Origin of the sequence: Kluyvera sp. STS39-E, from assembly GCF_040932435.1 — a bacterium.
In the GTDB taxonomy this organism is placed as follows: Bacteria; Pseudomonadota; Gammaproteobacteria; order Enterobacterales; family Enterobacteriaceae; genus Kluyvera.
In genome coordinates this window covers 312,387-328,875 of record NZ_JBFQGA010000001.1, presented here as the reverse complement: position 1 = coordinate 328,875, position 16,489 = coordinate 312,387, and the positions used below count along the sequence as shown (strand labels likewise).

14 protein-coding genes are annotated in these 16,489 nt (G+C 55.6%); 2 read left to right on the top strand and 12 right to left on the bottom strand.

Annotated elements, in window-relative coordinates; all coding sequences use genetic code 11:
* Positions 1-2: 2 nt before the first annotated feature.
* The 5 genes from glpX to tkt all read right to left on the bottom strand — a co-directional run bounded on the left by glpX (position 3) and on the right by tkt (position 6,430).
* On the bottom strand, positions 3-974 hold the full coding sequence (glpX, locus tag AB4K05_RS01550) for a class II fructose-bisphosphatase (RefSeq protein WP_368478303.1): 972 nt from the start codon (positions 972-974) through the stop codon (positions 3-5).
* Positions 971-2,248 carry a zinc-binding dehydrogenase gene (locus AB4K05_RS01545; protein WP_368478302.1) on the bottom strand — a complete coding sequence of 426 codons (1,278 nt, stop codon included), beginning with the start codon at positions 2,246-2,248 and terminating at the stop codon, positions 971-973. The genes glpX and AB4K05_RS01545 overlap by 4 nt, the downstream gene beginning before the upstream one ends.
* A 23-nt stretch (positions 2,249-2,271) precedes the next feature.
* Positions 2,272-3,651 carry a PTS mannitol transporter subunit IICB gene (locus AB4K05_RS01540; RefSeq protein ID WP_368478301.1) on the bottom strand — a complete coding sequence of 460 codons (1,380 nt, stop codon included), beginning with the start codon at positions 3,649-3,651 and terminating at the stop codon, positions 2,272-2,274.
* Positions 3,652-3,678: 27 nt separating this feature from the next.
* Positions 3,679-4,122: a PTS mannitol transporter subunit IIA gene (gene cmtB, locus AB4K05_RS01535; RefSeq protein ID WP_368478300.1), complete on the bottom strand. Its 444-nt coding sequence runs from the start codon at positions 4,120-4,122 to the stop codon at positions 3,679-3,681.
* Positions 4,123-4,438: 316 nt separating this feature from the next.
* Complete coding sequence (tkt, locus tag AB4K05_RS01530) at positions 4,439-6,430, bottom strand: transketolase (RefSeq protein WP_368478299.1); 1,992 nt, start codon at positions 6,428-6,430, stop codon at positions 4,439-4,441.
* Between the two features lie 269 nt (positions 6,431-6,699).
* On the opposite strand from tkt, the gene AB4K05_RS01525 reads away from it, so the two are divergent.
* On the top strand, positions 6,700-7,458 hold the full coding sequence (locus AB4K05_RS01525; protein WP_368478298.1) for a M48 family metallopeptidase: 759 nt from the start codon (positions 6,700-6,702) through the stop codon (positions 7,456-7,458).
* Positions 7,459-7,846: 388 nt separating this feature from the next.
* The gene (locus AB4K05_RS01520; RefSeq protein ID WP_368478297.1) at positions 7,847-9,115 is read left to right on the top strand and encodes an OprD family outer membrane porin; all 1,269 of its coding nucleotides are present in this window, start codon (positions 7,847-7,849) and stop codon (positions 9,113-9,115) included.
* A 103-nt stretch (positions 9,116-9,218) separates the two neighbouring features.
* Here AB4K05_RS01520 and AB4K05_RS01515 read toward each other — a convergent pair whose 3' ends face one another.
* From AB4K05_RS01515 to AB4K05_RS01485, 7 genes are read right to left on the bottom strand one after another with little or no spacing between them, the layout of a single operon-like run.
* Positions 9,219-10,859: a thiamine pyrophosphate-binding protein gene (locus tag AB4K05_RS01515; protein ID WP_368478632.1), complete on the bottom strand. Its 1,641-nt coding sequence runs from the start codon at positions 10,857-10,859 to the stop codon at positions 9,219-9,221.
* Positions 10,860-10,872: 13 nt separating this feature from the next.
* Positions 10,873-12,342 (bottom strand): aldehyde dehydrogenase, encoded by a 1,470-nt coding sequence (locus tag AB4K05_RS01510; protein ID WP_368478296.1) that lies wholly within the window; start codon positions 12,340-12,342, stop codon positions 10,873-10,875.
* A gap of 9 nt (positions 12,343-12,351) precedes the next feature.
* Positions 12,352-13,122 carry an aspartate dehydrogenase gene (locus AB4K05_RS01505; protein WP_368478295.1) on the bottom strand — a complete coding sequence of 257 codons (771 nt, stop codon included), beginning with the start codon at positions 13,120-13,122 and terminating at the stop codon, positions 12,352-12,354.
* Positions 13,123-13,131: 9 nt separating this feature from the next.
* Entirely contained in the window at positions 13,132-13,926 is a 795-nt protein-coding gene (locus tag AB4K05_RS01500) for an SDR family oxidoreductase (RefSeq protein ID WP_368478294.1), read from the bottom strand.
* Positions 13,910-14,680, bottom strand: a complete 771-nt coding sequence (locus AB4K05_RS01495) for an alpha/beta fold hydrolase (RefSeq protein WP_368478631.1) — start codon at positions 14,678-14,680, stop codon at positions 13,910-13,912. The genes AB4K05_RS01500 and AB4K05_RS01495 overlap by 17 nt, the downstream gene beginning before the upstream one ends.
* Positions 14,681-14,689: 9 nt before the next feature.
* The gene (locus tag AB4K05_RS01490; protein ID WP_368478293.1) at positions 14,690-15,220 is read right to left on the bottom strand and encodes a cupin domain-containing protein; all 531 of its coding nucleotides are present in this window, start codon (positions 15,218-15,220) and stop codon (positions 14,690-14,692) included.
* A 10-nt stretch (positions 15,221-15,230) separates the two neighbouring features.
* Complete coding sequence (locus tag AB4K05_RS01485) at positions 15,231-16,487, bottom strand: MFS transporter (protein WP_368478292.1); 1,257 nt, start codon at positions 16,485-16,487, stop codon at positions 15,231-15,233.
* Between the last annotated feature and the right edge of the window lie 2 nt (positions 16,488-16,489).

Sequence of the window (16,489 nt, the reverse complement as noted above, 5' to 3'; positions counted from 1 at the left end):
AATCACCATGAATGCAGGGAGTCTATTATATTACACGTTCGGTCCGCGCCGCTGATCAGTAAAGTTTGAGTGCGCACACCATTCGCTACCTGTTGAATGCCATTTACCAGATCGCCGCCCGTTACACCGGTTGCGCTAAAGAGGATGTCGCGCCCTCGAACCAACTCCTCCAGCGAATAGATCCGGTTGACCTCTACGCCCATCTCAGCACAGCGTTTTCGTTCCTGTTGCGCGACCTGCTCATTTTCGGCGCTGTCACCTTTCGCCTGACAAAAGTCGATCAGTTCCGCCTGCATATCGCCACCCAGCGCTTTGACCGCGCAGGCGGAAATGACCCCTTCCGGCGCACCGCCAATGGTAAACATCACGTCATACAGATTATCCTGCTGGCAGGTCAACACGCTGGCTGCGACATCACCATCCGGCAGAGCGAAAACTTTCACTCCAAGCTGTGTGGCTTCGGCAATCATAGGCTGTAAGCGTGGCTTGTCCAAGGTCGCCATTCGCAGACGTTCCAGCGGTTTACCCAGTGCATGTGCCACATTGCGCAAATTCTCCGCCAGCGGCAGCGCCAAATTAATCGCCCCGGCCGCCTCCCGGTTAACAACCAGTTTTTTCATATACATATCAGGAGCATGGAGCAGACTGCCGCGCGGCGCAAACGCCATTACTGCCAGCGCGTTGCTCTGCCCCATCGCCACCATGCGGGTGCCTTCAATGGGATCGACGGCGATATCCACTTCCGGCCCGCTACCGCTCCCCACCTCTTCGCCAATCCACAGCATCGGCGCATGGTCAATTTCCCCCTCGCCAATCACGATTCGCCCACGGATAGCGGCCTCATTCAATGCCTGGCGCATGGCGGTGACCGCCAGCCCATCGATTCGATTCTTGTCACCGCATCCGGTTTGCGGCCAGGCAGCCAGCGCTGCCTGTTCCGTAATGCGAAAGAGCGGCCATGCTAGGGACATCATGCCGCAGCCTCCCCGATATCCACGCCGAAGTGAGCCAGCAGATGTTTTTCCGCCTGCTCATTCCAGATGCCGTGAGTCTGCGCCACCAGCCGCGCCAGTTCCCTGAACAGAGGATCGGTTTTGCCTTTTTCGGCAAAATCGGCAATCGCCGTCAGCGGCATCGTCACGCCGTTGTAGATAAGTTTTTTGCCGCCGGGAATATCCGGCAGATTGAGGACGGTATCTGGCACCGCGTCCAGCCCACCAATATGTGTCACCATGAACGACGGCTGAAGCTGACCGGTGGCACTCAGCGCAATCGCCTCATTCATATCATCCGTTGAACCACCGGATGTGCCGACCACATGCGTACTGTTGTAATGCACGTTATAAAAGTTGAACGGCACCTTGAATTGGCTATCGGTCGGCCCGGCAAAGAAATTCAGGCAACCGTCTTCCGCCAACAGATCGTCGGCCATCTCAATCACCGCTGGTACGGCGGCGTAGACAAAGACGTCATCAAAGCCTGCGCCATCGGTGAGTGCGCGAAGCTGTGTTGCGGGGTTGTCCATATCTCGGGTATTCACATAGATAAGTTCAATGCCTTTTTCCACTGCCAGTTCCACCGGCAACAGTTTTTTGGCTTGTGCTAGACGAGCGTCATCGATATCCACCACTACCACGCGTGATGGTTGAATGTTGCCATTTACCGCGTAATCGATCGCACCGATTCCCATCGGTCCGGCGCAGGCCAGCAGCGTAATATTGCCGCCGGGTTTTATCCCCATCCGGTGTTCGTAGACATACTGCGTCGTATGATAATTAGCGTTGTAAGCGCCAATAATGCAGCACATCGGTTCAGCCAGAGAAGCCGCCGCGAAATAGGAGCCGTGATATGGCAATACGCATCCCAAATTAATCGCGACTTCAGGAATAATCATGTACGTGGCATTGCCGCCAAAATATTCATAGCTGTATCCGGCGGAATATCCGCTGGGCAATCCCATCGCCGGTTGTAAAACAAAACGTTGCCCTTTTTTGTATTTGTCGGTCAGATTCTTCCCAACTTCGACAATAATCCCCGCGCATTCGTGACCGGTTATCACCGGATGGTTTTCCAGATCGTCGGGGACGCGTTTATGTTCGCTACCCAGGCACGCGGCTTTCCAAGTAGATAAACACACGCTGTCGGATATCACACTGACTAATAATTCATTTTCAGTAATCGCAGGCAATTCAAATTCACGGATACGGACATCCCGCTTGCCATAGATAGCAGCCACTTTCGTTTTCATTGTTACTCCAGAAAATATTAAGGCTAATGGGCGGTAATATGCTTAAAGAGCTCATCCAACAGCGGGTCGCCAATATAGTTTTTAATCAGCACCAACGGCTTATCCGTCGCCCGTTTTACGCGCCCTTCGAGACTGGCATGGGTCACAATAATATCGGCATCTTCCGGTACATTTTCGATGGCATAATGCTTAACCTCGATGGCCAAACCGGCTTTTTCCAGACGCTTACGGAAGGTGGTCGCCCCCATTGCGCTGGAGCCCATTCCGGCATCGCAGACAAAGGCGATGCGTTTCACGTCGCGATACGAAAACTTCCCTTCCTGTTTCATCACTTTTACCGCTTTAGCGGATTCGCTGAATGAATCTTCACCTTCCGTTTCACTATTTTTTTCCATTTTCAAAATGAAAGAGGTGATAACAAAAGTCACCAGCGTCCCTGCGGTTACACCCGCGATGGTCGCGAGGAAGGAACCTTTCGGGGTTAATGCTAAGTAGGCAAAAATCGAACCCGGACTTGGACCCGCGACCAAGCCGCCACCTAACAGGTTAAATACCCACGTTCCGCTCATGCCACCGGCAATCATGGCGATCAGCGTCAGCGGCTTCATCAGAACGTACGGGAAATACAGTTCATGAATCCCGCCCAAGAAATGGATGATCATCGCGCCCGGCGCTGACTTCTTCGCCATACCTTTGCCAAAAAAGGTGAAAGCCAGCAGTAAACCTAGGCCTGGACCGGGGTTAGAAGCGACCATAAAGAAGATGGATTTTCCCGTCTCCGAAGCCTGCTGCATCCCCAGTGGATAATAAACGCCCTGATCGATAGCATTGTTTAGAAAGAGAATTTTTGCCGGTTCATTAATCAGCGACAGCAGCGGCAAGTAGCCCGCATGGACCAGCGCTTCAATGCACTCTTTGACAAAGTTATTAGCGACAAGCACCGCCGGGCCAATAACCTCAAATCCCAGCAGGCAGAGAATCATCCCGGCAATACCGAGCGAGAAATTATTAATCACCATTTCAAAACCGGCAGGAATACGTTTTTCCAGCAGGCGGTCGATATGTTTGATGATTAAACCACCGAGTGGGCCAATGATCATGGAGCCGAGGAACATCGGGATATCCGCGCCCACGATGACGCCGATGGTTCCGATTCCCCCCATTACCGCACCGCGTTTACCTCCAACCAGAAAACCGCCGGTGGAACCAATCATTACCGGCAGCAAATAGGTAATCATCGGCCCAACGATTTTGGCGAAATGTTCATTCGGCATCCAACCGGTCGGAATAAATAATGCGGTAATAAAACCCCAAGCAATAAAAGCGCCAATATTGGGGATGACCATTGCAGTCAAAAATCCCCCAAAAGCCTGGACCTTTGCACGAGCAGACTTGTGTTCCATAATAATATCCTATAAAGGAGTAAATAATTATGCGCGGGCGATAATATCTGCCAGCTGTTTTTCTGATGTTGCCGCTAATAATTCGGCAAGTGTTTCTTCTTCACATAGCAGTTCGCTTAATACTTGGATAGCGTCGATATGTGAATCGGCATCGGCTGCTGATAGCCCAATTAATAATTTCACAGGCTCATCATCAGCGCTAAACTGGACGTTTTCCTTAAGTAGTGTTAACGACATTCCCGTTTTTAAAGCACCGCATTCCGGACGTGCATGGGGCATTGCCACACCGGACGCGAGAATATAATAGGGACCATTGCTTAACGTGGAGTCTTTAATAGCCTGCACATAAGCGGCATTGACATAATGGTTAGCGAGCAAAGAGGACATGGAAAAATCAATGGCTTCTTGCCAGTCATTTGCCGAGTTTATTATTGAGATCGATGCTTCGGGAAAATAATCAATCAACCGCATAAATTATCCTTATTTTATTTTTAAGGTACAGATTGCGTTAAAAACAAAATACTCGTGCGGCAAAGTGAAATCAATCGAGGGAGAATAGGTCGGGTTTTAACAGTGCATTTTTATGACGCGAGGAAAAACAATGAATTGCGAATCAATTCTTAAAATGCAACGTTAATTGTGTGATATCGGTTACAAATTAATAAAATAACAAAATATGCAATTTGTGATTAAAGTCACCATTTATATCTTGCCATAGCTAAAATAAATTAACCTAGTGATAAAAACGGGCCGCCTGAGCGACCCGTTTTTTAGCCGTAGTGGCTAATTACAGCAGTGCTTTCGCCTTCGCGACAACGTTGTCAACGGTGAAGCCGAACTCTTCAAACAGCAGCTCTGCCGGCGCAGACTCACCGAAGGTGGTCATACCGACGATAGCGCCATTCAGGCCAACATATTTGTACCAGTAATCAGCGATAGCAGCTTCTACAGCCACACGCGCAGAAACGGCTTTCGGCAGTACGGATTCACGGTAAGCCGCATCCTGCTTGTCGAATGCGTCGGTAGACGGCATGGAAACCACGCGCGCCTTCACGCCTTCGGCAGTCAGTTTTTCGTAAGCGGCAACCGCCAGCTCAACTTCGGAACCGGTCGCAATGAAGATAAGCTCAGGCTGACCTGCGCAATCTTTCAGTACATAGCCACCGCGAGCAACGTTTGCCAGCTGCTCTTCAGTACGTTCCTGCTGTGCCAGGTTCTGACGGGAGAGGATCAGCGCCGTTGGGCCGTCCTGACGCTCAACGCCATATTTCCACGCAATCGCGGATTCAACCTGGTCACATGGACGCCATGTGGACATGTTCGGAGTCACGCGCAGAGAAGCAATCTGCTCTACCGGCTGGTGAGTTGGGCCATCTTCACCCAGACCGATGGAGTCATGGGTATACACCATCACCTGACGTTTTTTCATCAGCGCGGCCATACGTACGGCATTACGTGCGTATTCCACAAACATCAGGAAGGTAGAGGTGTACGGCAGGAAACCACCGTGCAGCGAGATACCGTTAGCGATCGCGGTCATACCGAATTCACGTACACCGTAATGGATGTAGTTACCGGCGATGTCTTCGTTGATCGATTTAGAACCAGACCAGATAGTCAGGTTAGATGGCGCCAAGTCAGCAGAACCGCCAAGGAATTCTGGCAGCCATGGACCAAACGCTTCGATAGCGTTCTGAGAAGCTTTACGGCTAGCGATTTTGGACGGGTTCGCCTGCAGTTTAGCGATGAACTCGTTGGCTTTCGCATCGAAATCAGCTGGCATATCACCTTTCATACGACGGGTGAATTCTGCTGCTTCCTGCGGGAAGGCTTTCGCGTAAGCGGCAAACTTGTCGTTCCACGCGGCTTCTTTTGCCTGACCTGCAGTTTTCGCATCCCACTGCGCATAGATGTCAGCCGGGATTTCGAACGCGGCGTATTTCCAGCCCAGCGCTTCACGAGTCAGCGCCACTTCTGCTTCACCCAGCGGTGCGCCGTGGGAGTCGTGGGTGCCGGCTTTGTTTGGTGAACCGAAACCAATCACGGTTTTGCACATCAGCAGAGACGGTTTGTCCGTTACCGCACGCGCTTCTTCTACTGCGCGTTTGATTGCGTCCGCATCATGGCCGTCTATACCACGGATAACGTGCCAGTTATAGGCTTCGAAACGCTTCGCGGTGTCATCAGTGAACCAGCCTTCAACGTGGCCATCGATGGAGATGCCGTTGTCATCATAGAAGGCAACCAGTTTGCCCAGCTTCAGAGTACCGGCCAGGGAGCACACTTCGTGAGAAATGCCTTCCATCATGCAGCCGTCGCCCATAAACGCGTAGGTGAAGTGGTCAACGATGTCGTGGCCAGGACGGTTAAACTGCGCCGCCAGCGTTTTTTCAGCAATCGCCATGCCCACTGCGTTAGCAATACCCTGACCCAGTGGGCCAGTCGTGGTTTCAACACCAGCGGTATAACCGACTTCCGGGTGACCCGGAGTTTTAGAATGCAACTGACGGAAGTTCATCAGTTCGGACATTGGCAGGTCATAACCGGTGAGGTGCAGCAGGCTATAGATCAGCATGGAGCCGTGGCCGTTAGACAGCACAAAGCGGTCACGGTCAGCCCAGGACGGATTTTGTGGGTTATGGTTCATAAAATCGCGCCACAGGACTTCGGCAATGTCAGCCATACCCATAGGGGCACCCGGGTGACCGGATTTGGCTTTCTGTACTGCGTCCATGCTCAGCGCACGAATAGCATTAGCAAGCTCTTTACGTGAGGACATTTTGACTCCAGTTCGGACTGTTGAAGGCTTACCCTAAACGCCACGAGGCGCGCACGTTACGGGCGGTGCCAGAAAAAAGTGCCAACAATGTAACCTATGCGACAAAGCATGTACATGGAGCATCCTTTTGCCGATTCAGAAATCTCTGGAACAGGAGTTATCAAGATGTGATCTCCTCGCTTGCAACTCACGATATTCTTTATACTTAGCGAATCTCTGGCATCGTCATTGCAGGGCATTTTCAGATAAACGACTTTGGAAGCAATCTCATGAAAAAACGGGCGATGGTACTGGCTTTTGGTGCGACTTTACTGCTGAGTGGCTGCCAGAATATGGATTCTAACGGCTTATTAAATTCCGGAACGGGGGCGCTACAGGCCTTCTCCCTCAGCGATCAGCAGGTACAAGCCTTGAGCGATCAGGCCTGCAAGGATATGGACAGTAAGGCTACCATCGCGCCAGCGGGTAGCGACTACGTCAAGCGACTGAATAAAATTTCGGCAGCGCTGGGGGATAACATCAACGGCCAGCCGGTTAATTACAAAGTGTATGTGGCAAAAGACGTCAACGCCTTCGCGATGGCGAACGGCTGTATCCGCGTCTACAGCGGCCTGATGGATCTGATGAACGACAACGAAGTCGAAGCGGTAGTCGGTCATGAAATGGGCCACGTAGCGCTGGGTCACGTGAAGAAAGGTATGCAGGTGGCGATTGGCACCAACGCGCTGCGCGCTGCGGCGGCTTCAGCGGGCGGTATTGTCGGCAGCCTGTCGCAATCACAGCTAGGCGATCTTGGAGAAAAACTGGTGAACTCCCAGTTCTCACAGCGTCAAGAATCCGAAGCGGACGACTATTCCTACGATCTGCTGCGTAAACGCGGTATCAACCCAACCGGCCTTGCCACCAGCTTCGAGAAGCTGGCGAAACTGGAGGATGGACGTCAAAGCTCAATGTTTGACGATCACCCTGGCTCACAGGAACGTGCTCAGCATATCCGCGATCGTCTGAACGCGGACGGTATTAAATAATCATCAGCAAGGGGGCAACATTGCTCCCTTGCTATATTACGCAAAAGATATTAGAAATAACTTAACGGCATTATTTGATAAGTTAAGCGCACAAACCGTTAAATATGCGTAGAGATCAACCACGAAGAATATATAAGCAACAACCGCCAGGCTCGAACACTCATCCTAGATATGAAAATAAAAATGTATTATTTATCTTTCATTAAGCCCAAACGCCATATTTTCAAATCGTCTACACTCGCGAACAAAAACCAGCCATAGCAGGCCGTTCAAGCCTTCATCACCTTGAAAATGAGTCATACAGTTATTGCTTTTGACGCGCATTCAGGCGACTATCGAAATTGTAACAACACAATTCGACAGTTATATAAATAGAGAAGTTCCTGCCGTGAAAAATAAATTAGCCTTAATTGCTTTAAGTATTATTGCCTCTGCGCCTGCTTTCGCCAGCCAACAATCTGATAGCCAGGGATTTGTTGACGACAGCCATCTGGATCTGTTTTTACGCAATGCCTATATTAAACGCGACTATCGCGATGGCTTGCACGATAAAAGCGAATGGGGCCAAGGCATTATTGCCACCTTCGAATCAGGATTTACACAAGGCCCAATCGGCTTTGGTGTAGACGGTATTGCACAGTATGGCGTGCGCCTTGATGGCGGCCGCGGCAACAGCGGTGCAGGCGGCATTGACTTCTTTGCTCAGGATAACGATGGTCGCGCGAAGTCCGACCTCGCGAAGTTCGGCGCAACCGCCAAAATGCGTTTCTCCAACACCGTATTAAGCTACGGTAGCCAGCGTCCGACGCTGCCAATTATCACCGCCGATGAATCACGTCTGCTGTATGAAACTTACACCGGGGCCGCGCTGATCTCAAAAGAGATTACGGGTCTGGAAGTTAACGCCGGTTATCTGACCGACGAACAGCGCAAAAGCGATGACAGCCACAACAGCGGCCTGAAAAGTATCACCTACGGCGGCGCCAGCTATCAGTTCAACGACCAGTTGAGCGGCGCACTGTACGCTTCCCACGTAGAAGACGTGCTGAATAAACAGTACCTCGGGCTGAACTACGCCCAGCCGCTGGCCGCAGACCAGAAACTGGTCTTCGACTTCAACGGCTATAACTCGCGTCTGGATCAGGAATATGCCGACTCGCTGAATACGGGCCGCAGCAACAGCATCTGGAGCCTGGCGACCAGCTATATCTGGGATATCCATACCTTCAAAATTGCGTATCAACAGAGCAGCGGCAGCACCGGCTATAACTACGGCGGCTACCAGAACCAAGGCGGCGTTGGCGATGGCGGTAACACCATTTGGTTGGCGAACTCCTACTGGTCTGATTTTAACGCTGAAGATGAACGCTCATGGCAGGCGTCCTATGCGCTGGACTTCAGCGGTCTGGGCTTGCCGGGCTTGAGCTGGACCACCGCTTACGTTCGCGGCGACAACATCAAGACGGCGGAAACCAGCAACGGTAAAGAACACGAATGGTTCAACCAGGTACAGTACCAGGTGCAGAACGGCCCGGCGAAAGACCTGACGTTTAAAGTGCGCTACTCGGTGCTGCGCGTATCGAGCAATGCTAGCGACTACAACGTTAGCGGCAATGAAGTACGTGTCTACGTTGAGTATCCATTTAACGCGTTTTAATGCTTTCCCCTCACCCTAACCCTCTCCCCATAGGGGAGAGGGGATCGCCCGGTGCGGTATTTTCTCCCCCATGGGGAGAGGGCCGGGGTGAGGGGGTATCGCCTCAATACAACGTCTTCTGCGGCGGCCCGGCAAACTTCAGCGCGCCGATTTGCCCCATTTTCACCTCCACCACCGACGGCCCCGGCATCGCCAGCGCTTCGGTCATCACGGCATTAAAATCCTCCGCGCGCTCAACGCACCATGCCTGTAGGCCAATGGCCTGCGCCAGCAGGGTGAAATCCGGCGTGTGCAGCTCGTTATAATACTGACGCCCGCCGAAGTATTTATCCTGAATACCGCGCATCACGCCGTATCCCCCATCGTTCATGATGAGCAACGTCACGTTGGCTTTTTCCTGAGCCAGCGTCGCCAGTTCACCGAGATTAAGGCTCAGCCCGCCATCGCCAACCAGCCCCACCACCTTACGCTGCGGGTTGGCGACGGCAGTGCCGATGGCCATCGGCAGTCCCATCCCGATAGCGCCGGCGAGGGAGTGGATATTCATCAACGGGCCGTTAGCACGGAACAGTCGGCTGCCCCACAGGCTGCCAGACACGGTAATATCGCGAACCAGCAGGCCATCTTCCGGCAACGCCTGGGCAATAGCATCGTTGAGCTTCGCATATTCGCCGCACTGTTCGCGCAGCCCCTGCTCCGCCTTGGCTACCGCCCCACTCACCAACGCGTCCCACTGCGCATTGCCCCACTCACGGCCCTCGGCCTTTGCCGCCAGCGCGACCAGCAGCGCGTTGCAGTCAGCAATCACGGTGTTATCCATCAAATAGTTACGACTGGCCGCCGCCGGGTCGATATCAATCTGCACCCGCGGATGGGGCAACTCAAGCGTCCACGAACGCGTTTCATTGCTGCGCAGGCGTGACCCGGCCACCAGCGTAAAATCACAGGCGGCAATCACCGCTTCAACCGACGGCGAGTTGTGGAAGGCCCGCAGGCTAGCGCGATGGCTATCCGGCAGCACGCCGCGCGCATGGGTGCTGGAAATCACGGTAACTCCCGCATCGGCCAGCTTTCTGACCGCCTCTGAGCAGTCCAGCGCACCGCCGCCGAGCCACAGCAGCGGCAGCTTTGCCTGCTTCATCTGTGCCCACAGTTCATCAACCACGTGGCTATCTACGCAAGCCGCCGGGCGAGTTTGCAGCGCCGCCGTCACCAGCGACGCCGAAATTTTCGCGCTCTGAATATCAATCGGGATCTCGACCGATACCGGGCCACACGGCGGCGTTTGCGCCTCCTGAATCGCCTTATGCAAAATAGCCACTGCCTGATTGGCATTGCTGATGCGATAAGCGCGTTTTGAGCTGGCCTTCAGGAAGGTGAGTTGGTCGCGAGTTTCATGGATAAAACCGGTATCAGCATCCAGCCATGCTTTTTCAACCTGACCGGTTAAATGCAGCAGTGGCGTGCAGGCGTTCATCGCCTCGACCAGCGCGCCGACGGCGTTCCCCGCCCCCGCGCCGGTGCTGGTCAGCGCCACGCCAAGCCCGGAAAAGCGCCCGTGGGCATCGGCCATGGTGACCGAACCGGCCTCGCCACGTGCAGGCACAAAGCGGATATTGCCGCGTTGCCCCACCGCATCAGCGATTGGCAGGTTATGAATCGAGATAACGCCATAAATGGCTTCAACGTGATACTGTTCCAGCGTCCTGGCGATAGCCTCGCCAACGGTTATCATTTCGCTCATCGCTTGCCCTTTCTTAGTCGCACCAGTGGTTGACGCCATTACCCGTCGCCAGATAAATGCTCTTTTGTTGCATCCAAGCCTTTAAGCCCTGAATGCCCTTTTCGCGGCCCAGGCCGCTCTCTTTAAAGCCCCCAAACGGGGTCGAAATGGAGAAAACTTTGTAGGTATTGATCCAGATGGTGCCCACCTCCAGCGCCTCACTTAAGCGCAGCGCGCGTCCGGTATCGCGCGTCCAGATCCCCGCCGCCAGCCCATAAACGGAATCATTGGCGTCCGTGATAAGCGTTGCCTCATCGTCAAAAGGCATGGCTATCAGCACCGGTCCAAAAATCTCTTCTTGGCAGGCCCGTGCCTGATTGCTTAGCCCTTCAATAATTGTCGGCTGGAAGTAACTGCCCGCCGCCAACGCTGGATCGGCGGGAATTTCTCCCCCGCACAGCACACGGCCGCCTTCGCGCTTCGCCAGCGCCACGTAATCCAGTACGCTCTGGCGGTGCTTTTCATTGATAAGCGGCCCCATATGCGTGTCGCGGCTAAAGGGGTGTCCCACGCGCAACCCACCGGTCAGTTCCAGCAGGCGCGCCATCAGCGGCGCATAAACCTGCCGGTGGATAAACAGCCGTGAACCGGCAATACAGGCTTGTCCGGCAGAACTAAAGATGCCGTAGCAGATGCCGCGCGCGGCCTGTTCAATGTCGGCATCGTCCAGCACGATAGTGGGCGACTTGCCACCCAGCTCTAGGGAGGTTGGGATCAGCTTTTCCGCCGCCACGTGCGCCAAATGGCGCCCTGTTGTCGTACCGCCGGTAAACGATATTTTTCGCACCTTCGGGTGACGCGCCAGCGCATCGCCTATCACCGATCCTTTACCCGGCAGCACGCTCAGCAGGCCCGCCGGCAGCCCGGCCTGGTCAAAAATACGCGCCAGTTCCAGCGCCATCAGCGGCGTGGCTTCCGCAGGCTTGAGGATCACCGCATTACCGGCAGCAATCGCCGGAGCAACCTTTTGCATTTCGCTGGCAATCGGCGAATTCCACGGCGTGATGGCCGCCACCACGCCGAGCGGTTCATAGCGGCTCAGCGTCAGCAAATCGGGGTGTCTTGGCGTCGGCAGTTCGCCTTCTAGCAGCTCGCAGGCGGCGGCAAAATAACGCGCCGTACCCGCCGCGCTCATCACCAGCCCACGCGCTTCCGCCAGCGGTTTGCCGTTATCACGGCTTTGCATCCGCGCCAGTTCATCCACACGGGATTCAATATTGTCCGCCACCTTGTGCAGCAGCGCCGCCCGCTGGTGCGGCAGCGTCTGGCGCCACTGCGGATCGCGCCACGCTTGCTCCGCACACTCCACCGCCTCCTGCAAATCCGCAAGGCTTGCTGAATGCAGCGTGGCATTGATTGTCCCTTCTGCGGGGAAGAAACTTTGCATCAGCTCGCCGCCGCCGCGACGCCAACGTCCACCTATAAAAATCGGTAATGGTTCCATAGCAGCCTCTTAGCGCTGGGCCAGTTCACGGCAGGCGCGTACCGCGCTCAAAGCCGCCAGAGTGGACGTTTTTGGGTTGCTGGCAAGGGGCAACCCACTAAGTTCGAGATGGAATTCGCCGAACAATCCCTCCACGTGTAAGGTGTGGGTATTGCGCTGAGTTGTGGGATCCACCATCAGCTGCACGCGGGTGTCATCCATGCCAACGCCGCCGAGCGCCACGGTGGCCGCCACGTTGGCGTTCGCCGGGAACAGTCTTGCCGCCTCACGGGCGCTGCCCTCAAAAAAGACCTGCGCCTCAGACACGGCGTTGAGATCGATAAGCTGCTCGGCGTAGCTGCCGCGCCAGCTGGCCGGGCTTTTACGCGACCGATAGGTCACGCGCTCCAACCCGCCCTCTTTTGCCGCTGCCAGGCCATCAATGCCCGCGACCGCGCCGGATAGTAGCGTCAATTCGCCACCGGCATGGCGCAGACGTTGCTCCAGCACGCTGTCCGCCAGCGCGCCGGTAGAGATCACCGCCAGATGCCAACCGCGGCGTAAAATCGCTTCGCCATACTGCACCACCGCCTGCTGACTGGCGCACTCCAGCACCAAATCGGGCGTTTCAGCGCACGCCATCGGCGAGCTCAGTGCCACAACATCGCCGGCGAACTGCTCGCGAATGGCGGCGTGGTGAGATTCGCGCGCCACAATCCAGCCGATGGCAACCTGAGGCGGCAAGCGTTCAATTACCGCCTGCGCCATTGTGCCGTAGCCAATTAACATGATTTTTTTCATGACGCTTCCTCAAAGGTGACGGCAGAAGCCGCCGGAAACATCCAGCGCCGCGCCGGTAGTGAATGAAGCCAGCGGCGAAGCAAGGAATAACAGCGCCTGTGCAGGCTCCTGCGGCTTGCCAAGACGCGCCATCGGGATGCCGCGCTGCCGCGCAATCTCCGCCGTCCACTGCGGCCAGCTCTGGCTTTTATCGCTACGATTTTCGAAACGTCGCTGCCACTGCCCGGACTCCACCATCCCCAGCAGAATTGAGTTCACGCGAATGCCTTTACCCACCAGCTCTTTCGAAAGTGTCAGCGTCATATTCAGCAGTGCCGCACGAGCGGCCGAAGTGGCAATCATGTGCTCTTCGGGTTGCAGCGCCAGCAGCGAGTTCACGCAGGTAATCGAGGCGATGTCGGACTGCTCCAGCTGCGGCAGGAACGCCTGCACCGGGTTTATCACGCCGAACAGCTTCAGCTCTGCCTCATGCAGCCACGCCTCGCGCGGGGTATCAGCAAAATGCGCCACATAGCCCTGCCCGGCGTTGTTGATCAGCATATCTGCGGGGCCAAAATGCACGTTCACCGCCTTGGCAAATGCCTGCATCTCTTCGCCGTTCAGCACATCGCAGCGCCAGGAGAATATGTCGCCACCGGGATACTCGTTTTGCAACGTCGCATGCGCGCTGGCGAGTCGGTCCGGGTCGCGGCCGCAAAAGGCCACCTTTGCCCCCTCGCCCAGTAGCAGGCGCAGCGTTTCGAATCCAATACCTGAAGACCCGCCGGTAACCACCGCTACGCGCCCGTCAATTTGTGCATTCATCGCGCACCTCTTCTCCGATCCGTAAAAGCTGTTGATTGAAAAATGTCTCGTTGTCGAGATAGCTGGCGTGCCCGGCCTGTGGGATGGCGATAAACGGCATGCCGTAGCGCAGCGCCAGTCCCTGAACTCGCTCAGGTTGGGTGATGGCATCCTGCATTCCACACCACGCTTCGAACGCGCCGCCATACTGTCCCAGCCAGCCGTGAATATCGTCGTGCGCCAACATCCATGCGGCGGCAAGGTAACCTTCGGCATGCAGTTTGCGCATTCCGGCAGCCACGGTGGACACATCGCTTTCCCGCGCGCTAGGTCGCAACAGCTTCGCCGCACGCGTCTGCGCGAGGTGCTCCGCGCCCAGCGCCATTTGCTGCTGTCGGCTGCGCCAAACTTCTGCACGCTGTTCGACTGCGCTCTGGCCGTAGCCCTGCGCCGCATCGGCCAGCACCATATGCCGCACGCGATGCGGGTATTTCGCCGCAAAGGCGCAGGCCACCAGCGCGCCGAGCGAATGGCCCACCAGCACCGTTTGCTCGACGCCTGCGCGGTCGAGCATTGCTGCCAACGCCTCGGCGTAGTGCCCGGCATCGGGGTGCGTCACGGGGAGCATCGGACTTTCGCCATAGCCCGGCATATCCCACGCCAGTACGCGAAAACCGGTTAGCCGCATCTGCTTATGCCAGGACGCCGCGCCGGAGCTGATGCCATGCAGCAGCGTTAATGGCGTGCCGGTTCCCTGCTCACGAAAACCCGTCATCATGCCCCCTTAACCGCGCTTCACTTTGGAAAGCGGGTGATCGGCTGGGTAGGTTGGGATTTCCGGCTTATTCGTTCCCAGCATGACGCACATCAGCGCCTCTTCTTCGCCGTGGTTGAACAGCCCGCGATAGATCCCCGCAGGAACGGAAATAAGATCGCGCTCGCGCAGTACGGTTTCGGTGTAGTTATCGCCGTCCTGAATCATCAGGGTTATCTGCCCTTTGAGCATGAAGAACACTTCTTCGACATCGTCGTGCAGATGCAGTGGCCCTTCGCATTTCGACGGCAGCACCATGGTGGAAAACGTAAAATGGTCGGCCTGAACGGTATTGGTGTCGTTCGCCACGCCTGTCGCCCCGGTGCCGATATAGCGCATCTGGGCGCGGCGATATTTCGGGTCGTAATCGGCCTGGAACTTCAGCGCATTCCAGTCATATTTACGCCCCTCAAAACGCGCAATGCGCGATTCGACCCACTCTTCCATGGTCAGATGGTCAGGTTTGATACCAGGTTTTGCCGTTACGGTTGAATCAGTCATAGCTCTCTCCTCAATAACGTTTCAGTAGCGGCAGTAACAGTACGCAGCCCACCGCTGCCATTACCGCCAGAAAAATCAGCCCGGAATCCATGCTGTGGGTGAACGCGATCAGCGCGCCCATCACCGCGGGCGACAATGCCCCGGCAAAGTTCCCCAGCCCGTTGAAGATCCCGCCGGCGGTGGCGCTCACCCGTGGATGGGTCGCCTTCGCCAGCAGGGCAAAAATATTGGGCGCGCCGATGCCCCACATAAAGGTGCTAAAGCTCATCGCCGCGATGATGGCCAGCGGGGTGTTCAGGTGCATAACTACCGCCAGCCCCACCGCCGCGCCAGCCATCGAGATAAAGCAGGCGGCAGCGCGCTTATCGACCCGGTCTGACAGCCAGGCGCCAATTACCTCTCCCGCCAGCATGGCGATAAACGGCATCGACGACAGCCAGCCCGCGTGCTCCAAGTGAATGCCTTTGCCTTTAATCAGATAGCCCGGCAACCAGCCGTTAATGCCCCACAGATAGGTCAGGAAGGTGATATTAAAGATGCAGATGATCCAGAAGTGGGGGCTCACGAACAGCTCGCGCCGCGCCGCCCGCCGCTGTTCCTGCGACTCCTGCGCGGTAGCGGGTTTTGCCGCTAGGCGAATGCCCCGCAGACCAAGGCGCACAAAAACCAGCACCGGCACGGTCAGTATCGCCATGGCGAAGAAGGTACTCTGCCAGCCAAAGGTATTGAGCAGCCACAGGGAAAGTGGAAAACCAATCGCTGCGCCAACCGGCGTGCCGAGGAGCCACAGCATGGTGGCTCGCGCCTGCAAATGCTGCGGGAAGTTATGCCGGACGATGGCAAAGGCCAGCGGGAACAGCGGCCCCTCGGCCACACCGAGCAGAATGCGCAGCACGATCATCAGCGTATAGTTATGGGTAAAACCCATCGCCACCATCAACACGCACCATACCGCCATCATCCCGGTCAGCAGGCGCAGCGGCGCAATTTTGTCGCCCAGGCCGCTCAAAAAGACCGATGAAAAACCGTAGCTCAGTAAAAAAGCACTCATCAGAATGCCAAGCCGCGTGGTGTCGAAGTCGATGCCCATCGCCTGCTGGAAATGGCCATCGGAAAACAGCGCGGCAATGCTGATTTTGTCGAAGAATGCCAGCAGGACGCAGGCCAACAGCGACAGCGGAATGGCCCAGCGAACGGCTTTTTCGGGCGTGCAGATGCTCTCACCGCTCGCCTCAGTAGGCGCGGTGTTGGTCTCTAATGTGGTCATTT

Excerpts from the sequence above, each read along its gene's own strand:
- AB4K05_RS01545 (WP_368478302.1), bottom strand. The coding sequence starts at position 2,248 with ATGAAAACGAAAGTGGCTGCTATCTATGGCAAGCGGGATGTCCGTATC.
- AB4K05_RS01510 (WP_368478296.1), bottom strand. The coding sequence starts at position 12,342 with ATGGAACCATTACCGATTTTTATAGGTGGACGTTGGCGTCGCGGCGGC.
- AB4K05_RS01490 (WP_368478293.1), bottom strand. The coding sequence starts at position 15,220 with ATGACTGATTCAACCGTAACGGCAAAACCTGGTATCAAACCTGACCAT.
- AB4K05_RS01525 (WP_368478298.1), top strand. The coding sequence starts at position 6,700 with ATGAAAAAACGGGCGATGGTACTGGCTTTTGGTGCGACTTTACTGCTG.
- AB4K05_RS01540 (WP_368478301.1), bottom strand. The coding sequence starts at position 3,651 with ATGGAACACAAGTCTGCTCGTGCAAAGGTCCAGGCTTTTGGGGGATTT.
- AB4K05_RS01515 (WP_368478632.1), bottom strand. The coding sequence starts at position 10,859 with ATGAGCGAAATGATAACCGTTGGCGAGGCTATCGCCAGGACGCTGGAA.
- tkt (WP_368478299.1), bottom strand. The coding sequence starts at position 6,430 with ATGTCCTCACGTAAAGAGCTTGCTAATGCTATTCGTGCGCTGAGCATG.
- AB4K05_RS01505 (WP_368478295.1), bottom strand. The coding sequence starts at position 13,122 with ATGAAAAAAATCATGTTAATTGGCTACGGCACAATGGCGCAGGCGGTA.
- cmtB (WP_368478300.1), bottom strand. The coding sequence starts at position 4,122 with ATGCGGTTGATTGATTATTTTCCCGAAGCATCGATCTCAATAATAAAC.
- AB4K05_RS01485 (WP_368478292.1), bottom strand. The coding sequence starts at position 16,487 with ATGACCACATTAGAGACCAACACCGCGCCTACTGAGGCGAGCGGTGAG.
- AB4K05_RS01495 (WP_368478631.1), bottom strand. The coding sequence starts at position 14,680 with ATGACGGGTTTTCGTGAGCAGGGAACCGGCACGCCATTAACGCTGCTG.
- AB4K05_RS01500 (WP_368478294.1), bottom strand. The coding sequence starts at position 13,926 with ATGAATGCACAAATTGACGGGCGCGTAGCGGTGGTTACCGGCGGGTCT.
- glpX (WP_368478303.1), bottom strand. The coding sequence starts at position 974 with ATGATGTCCCTAGCATGGCCGCTCTTTCGCATTACGGAACAGGCAGCG.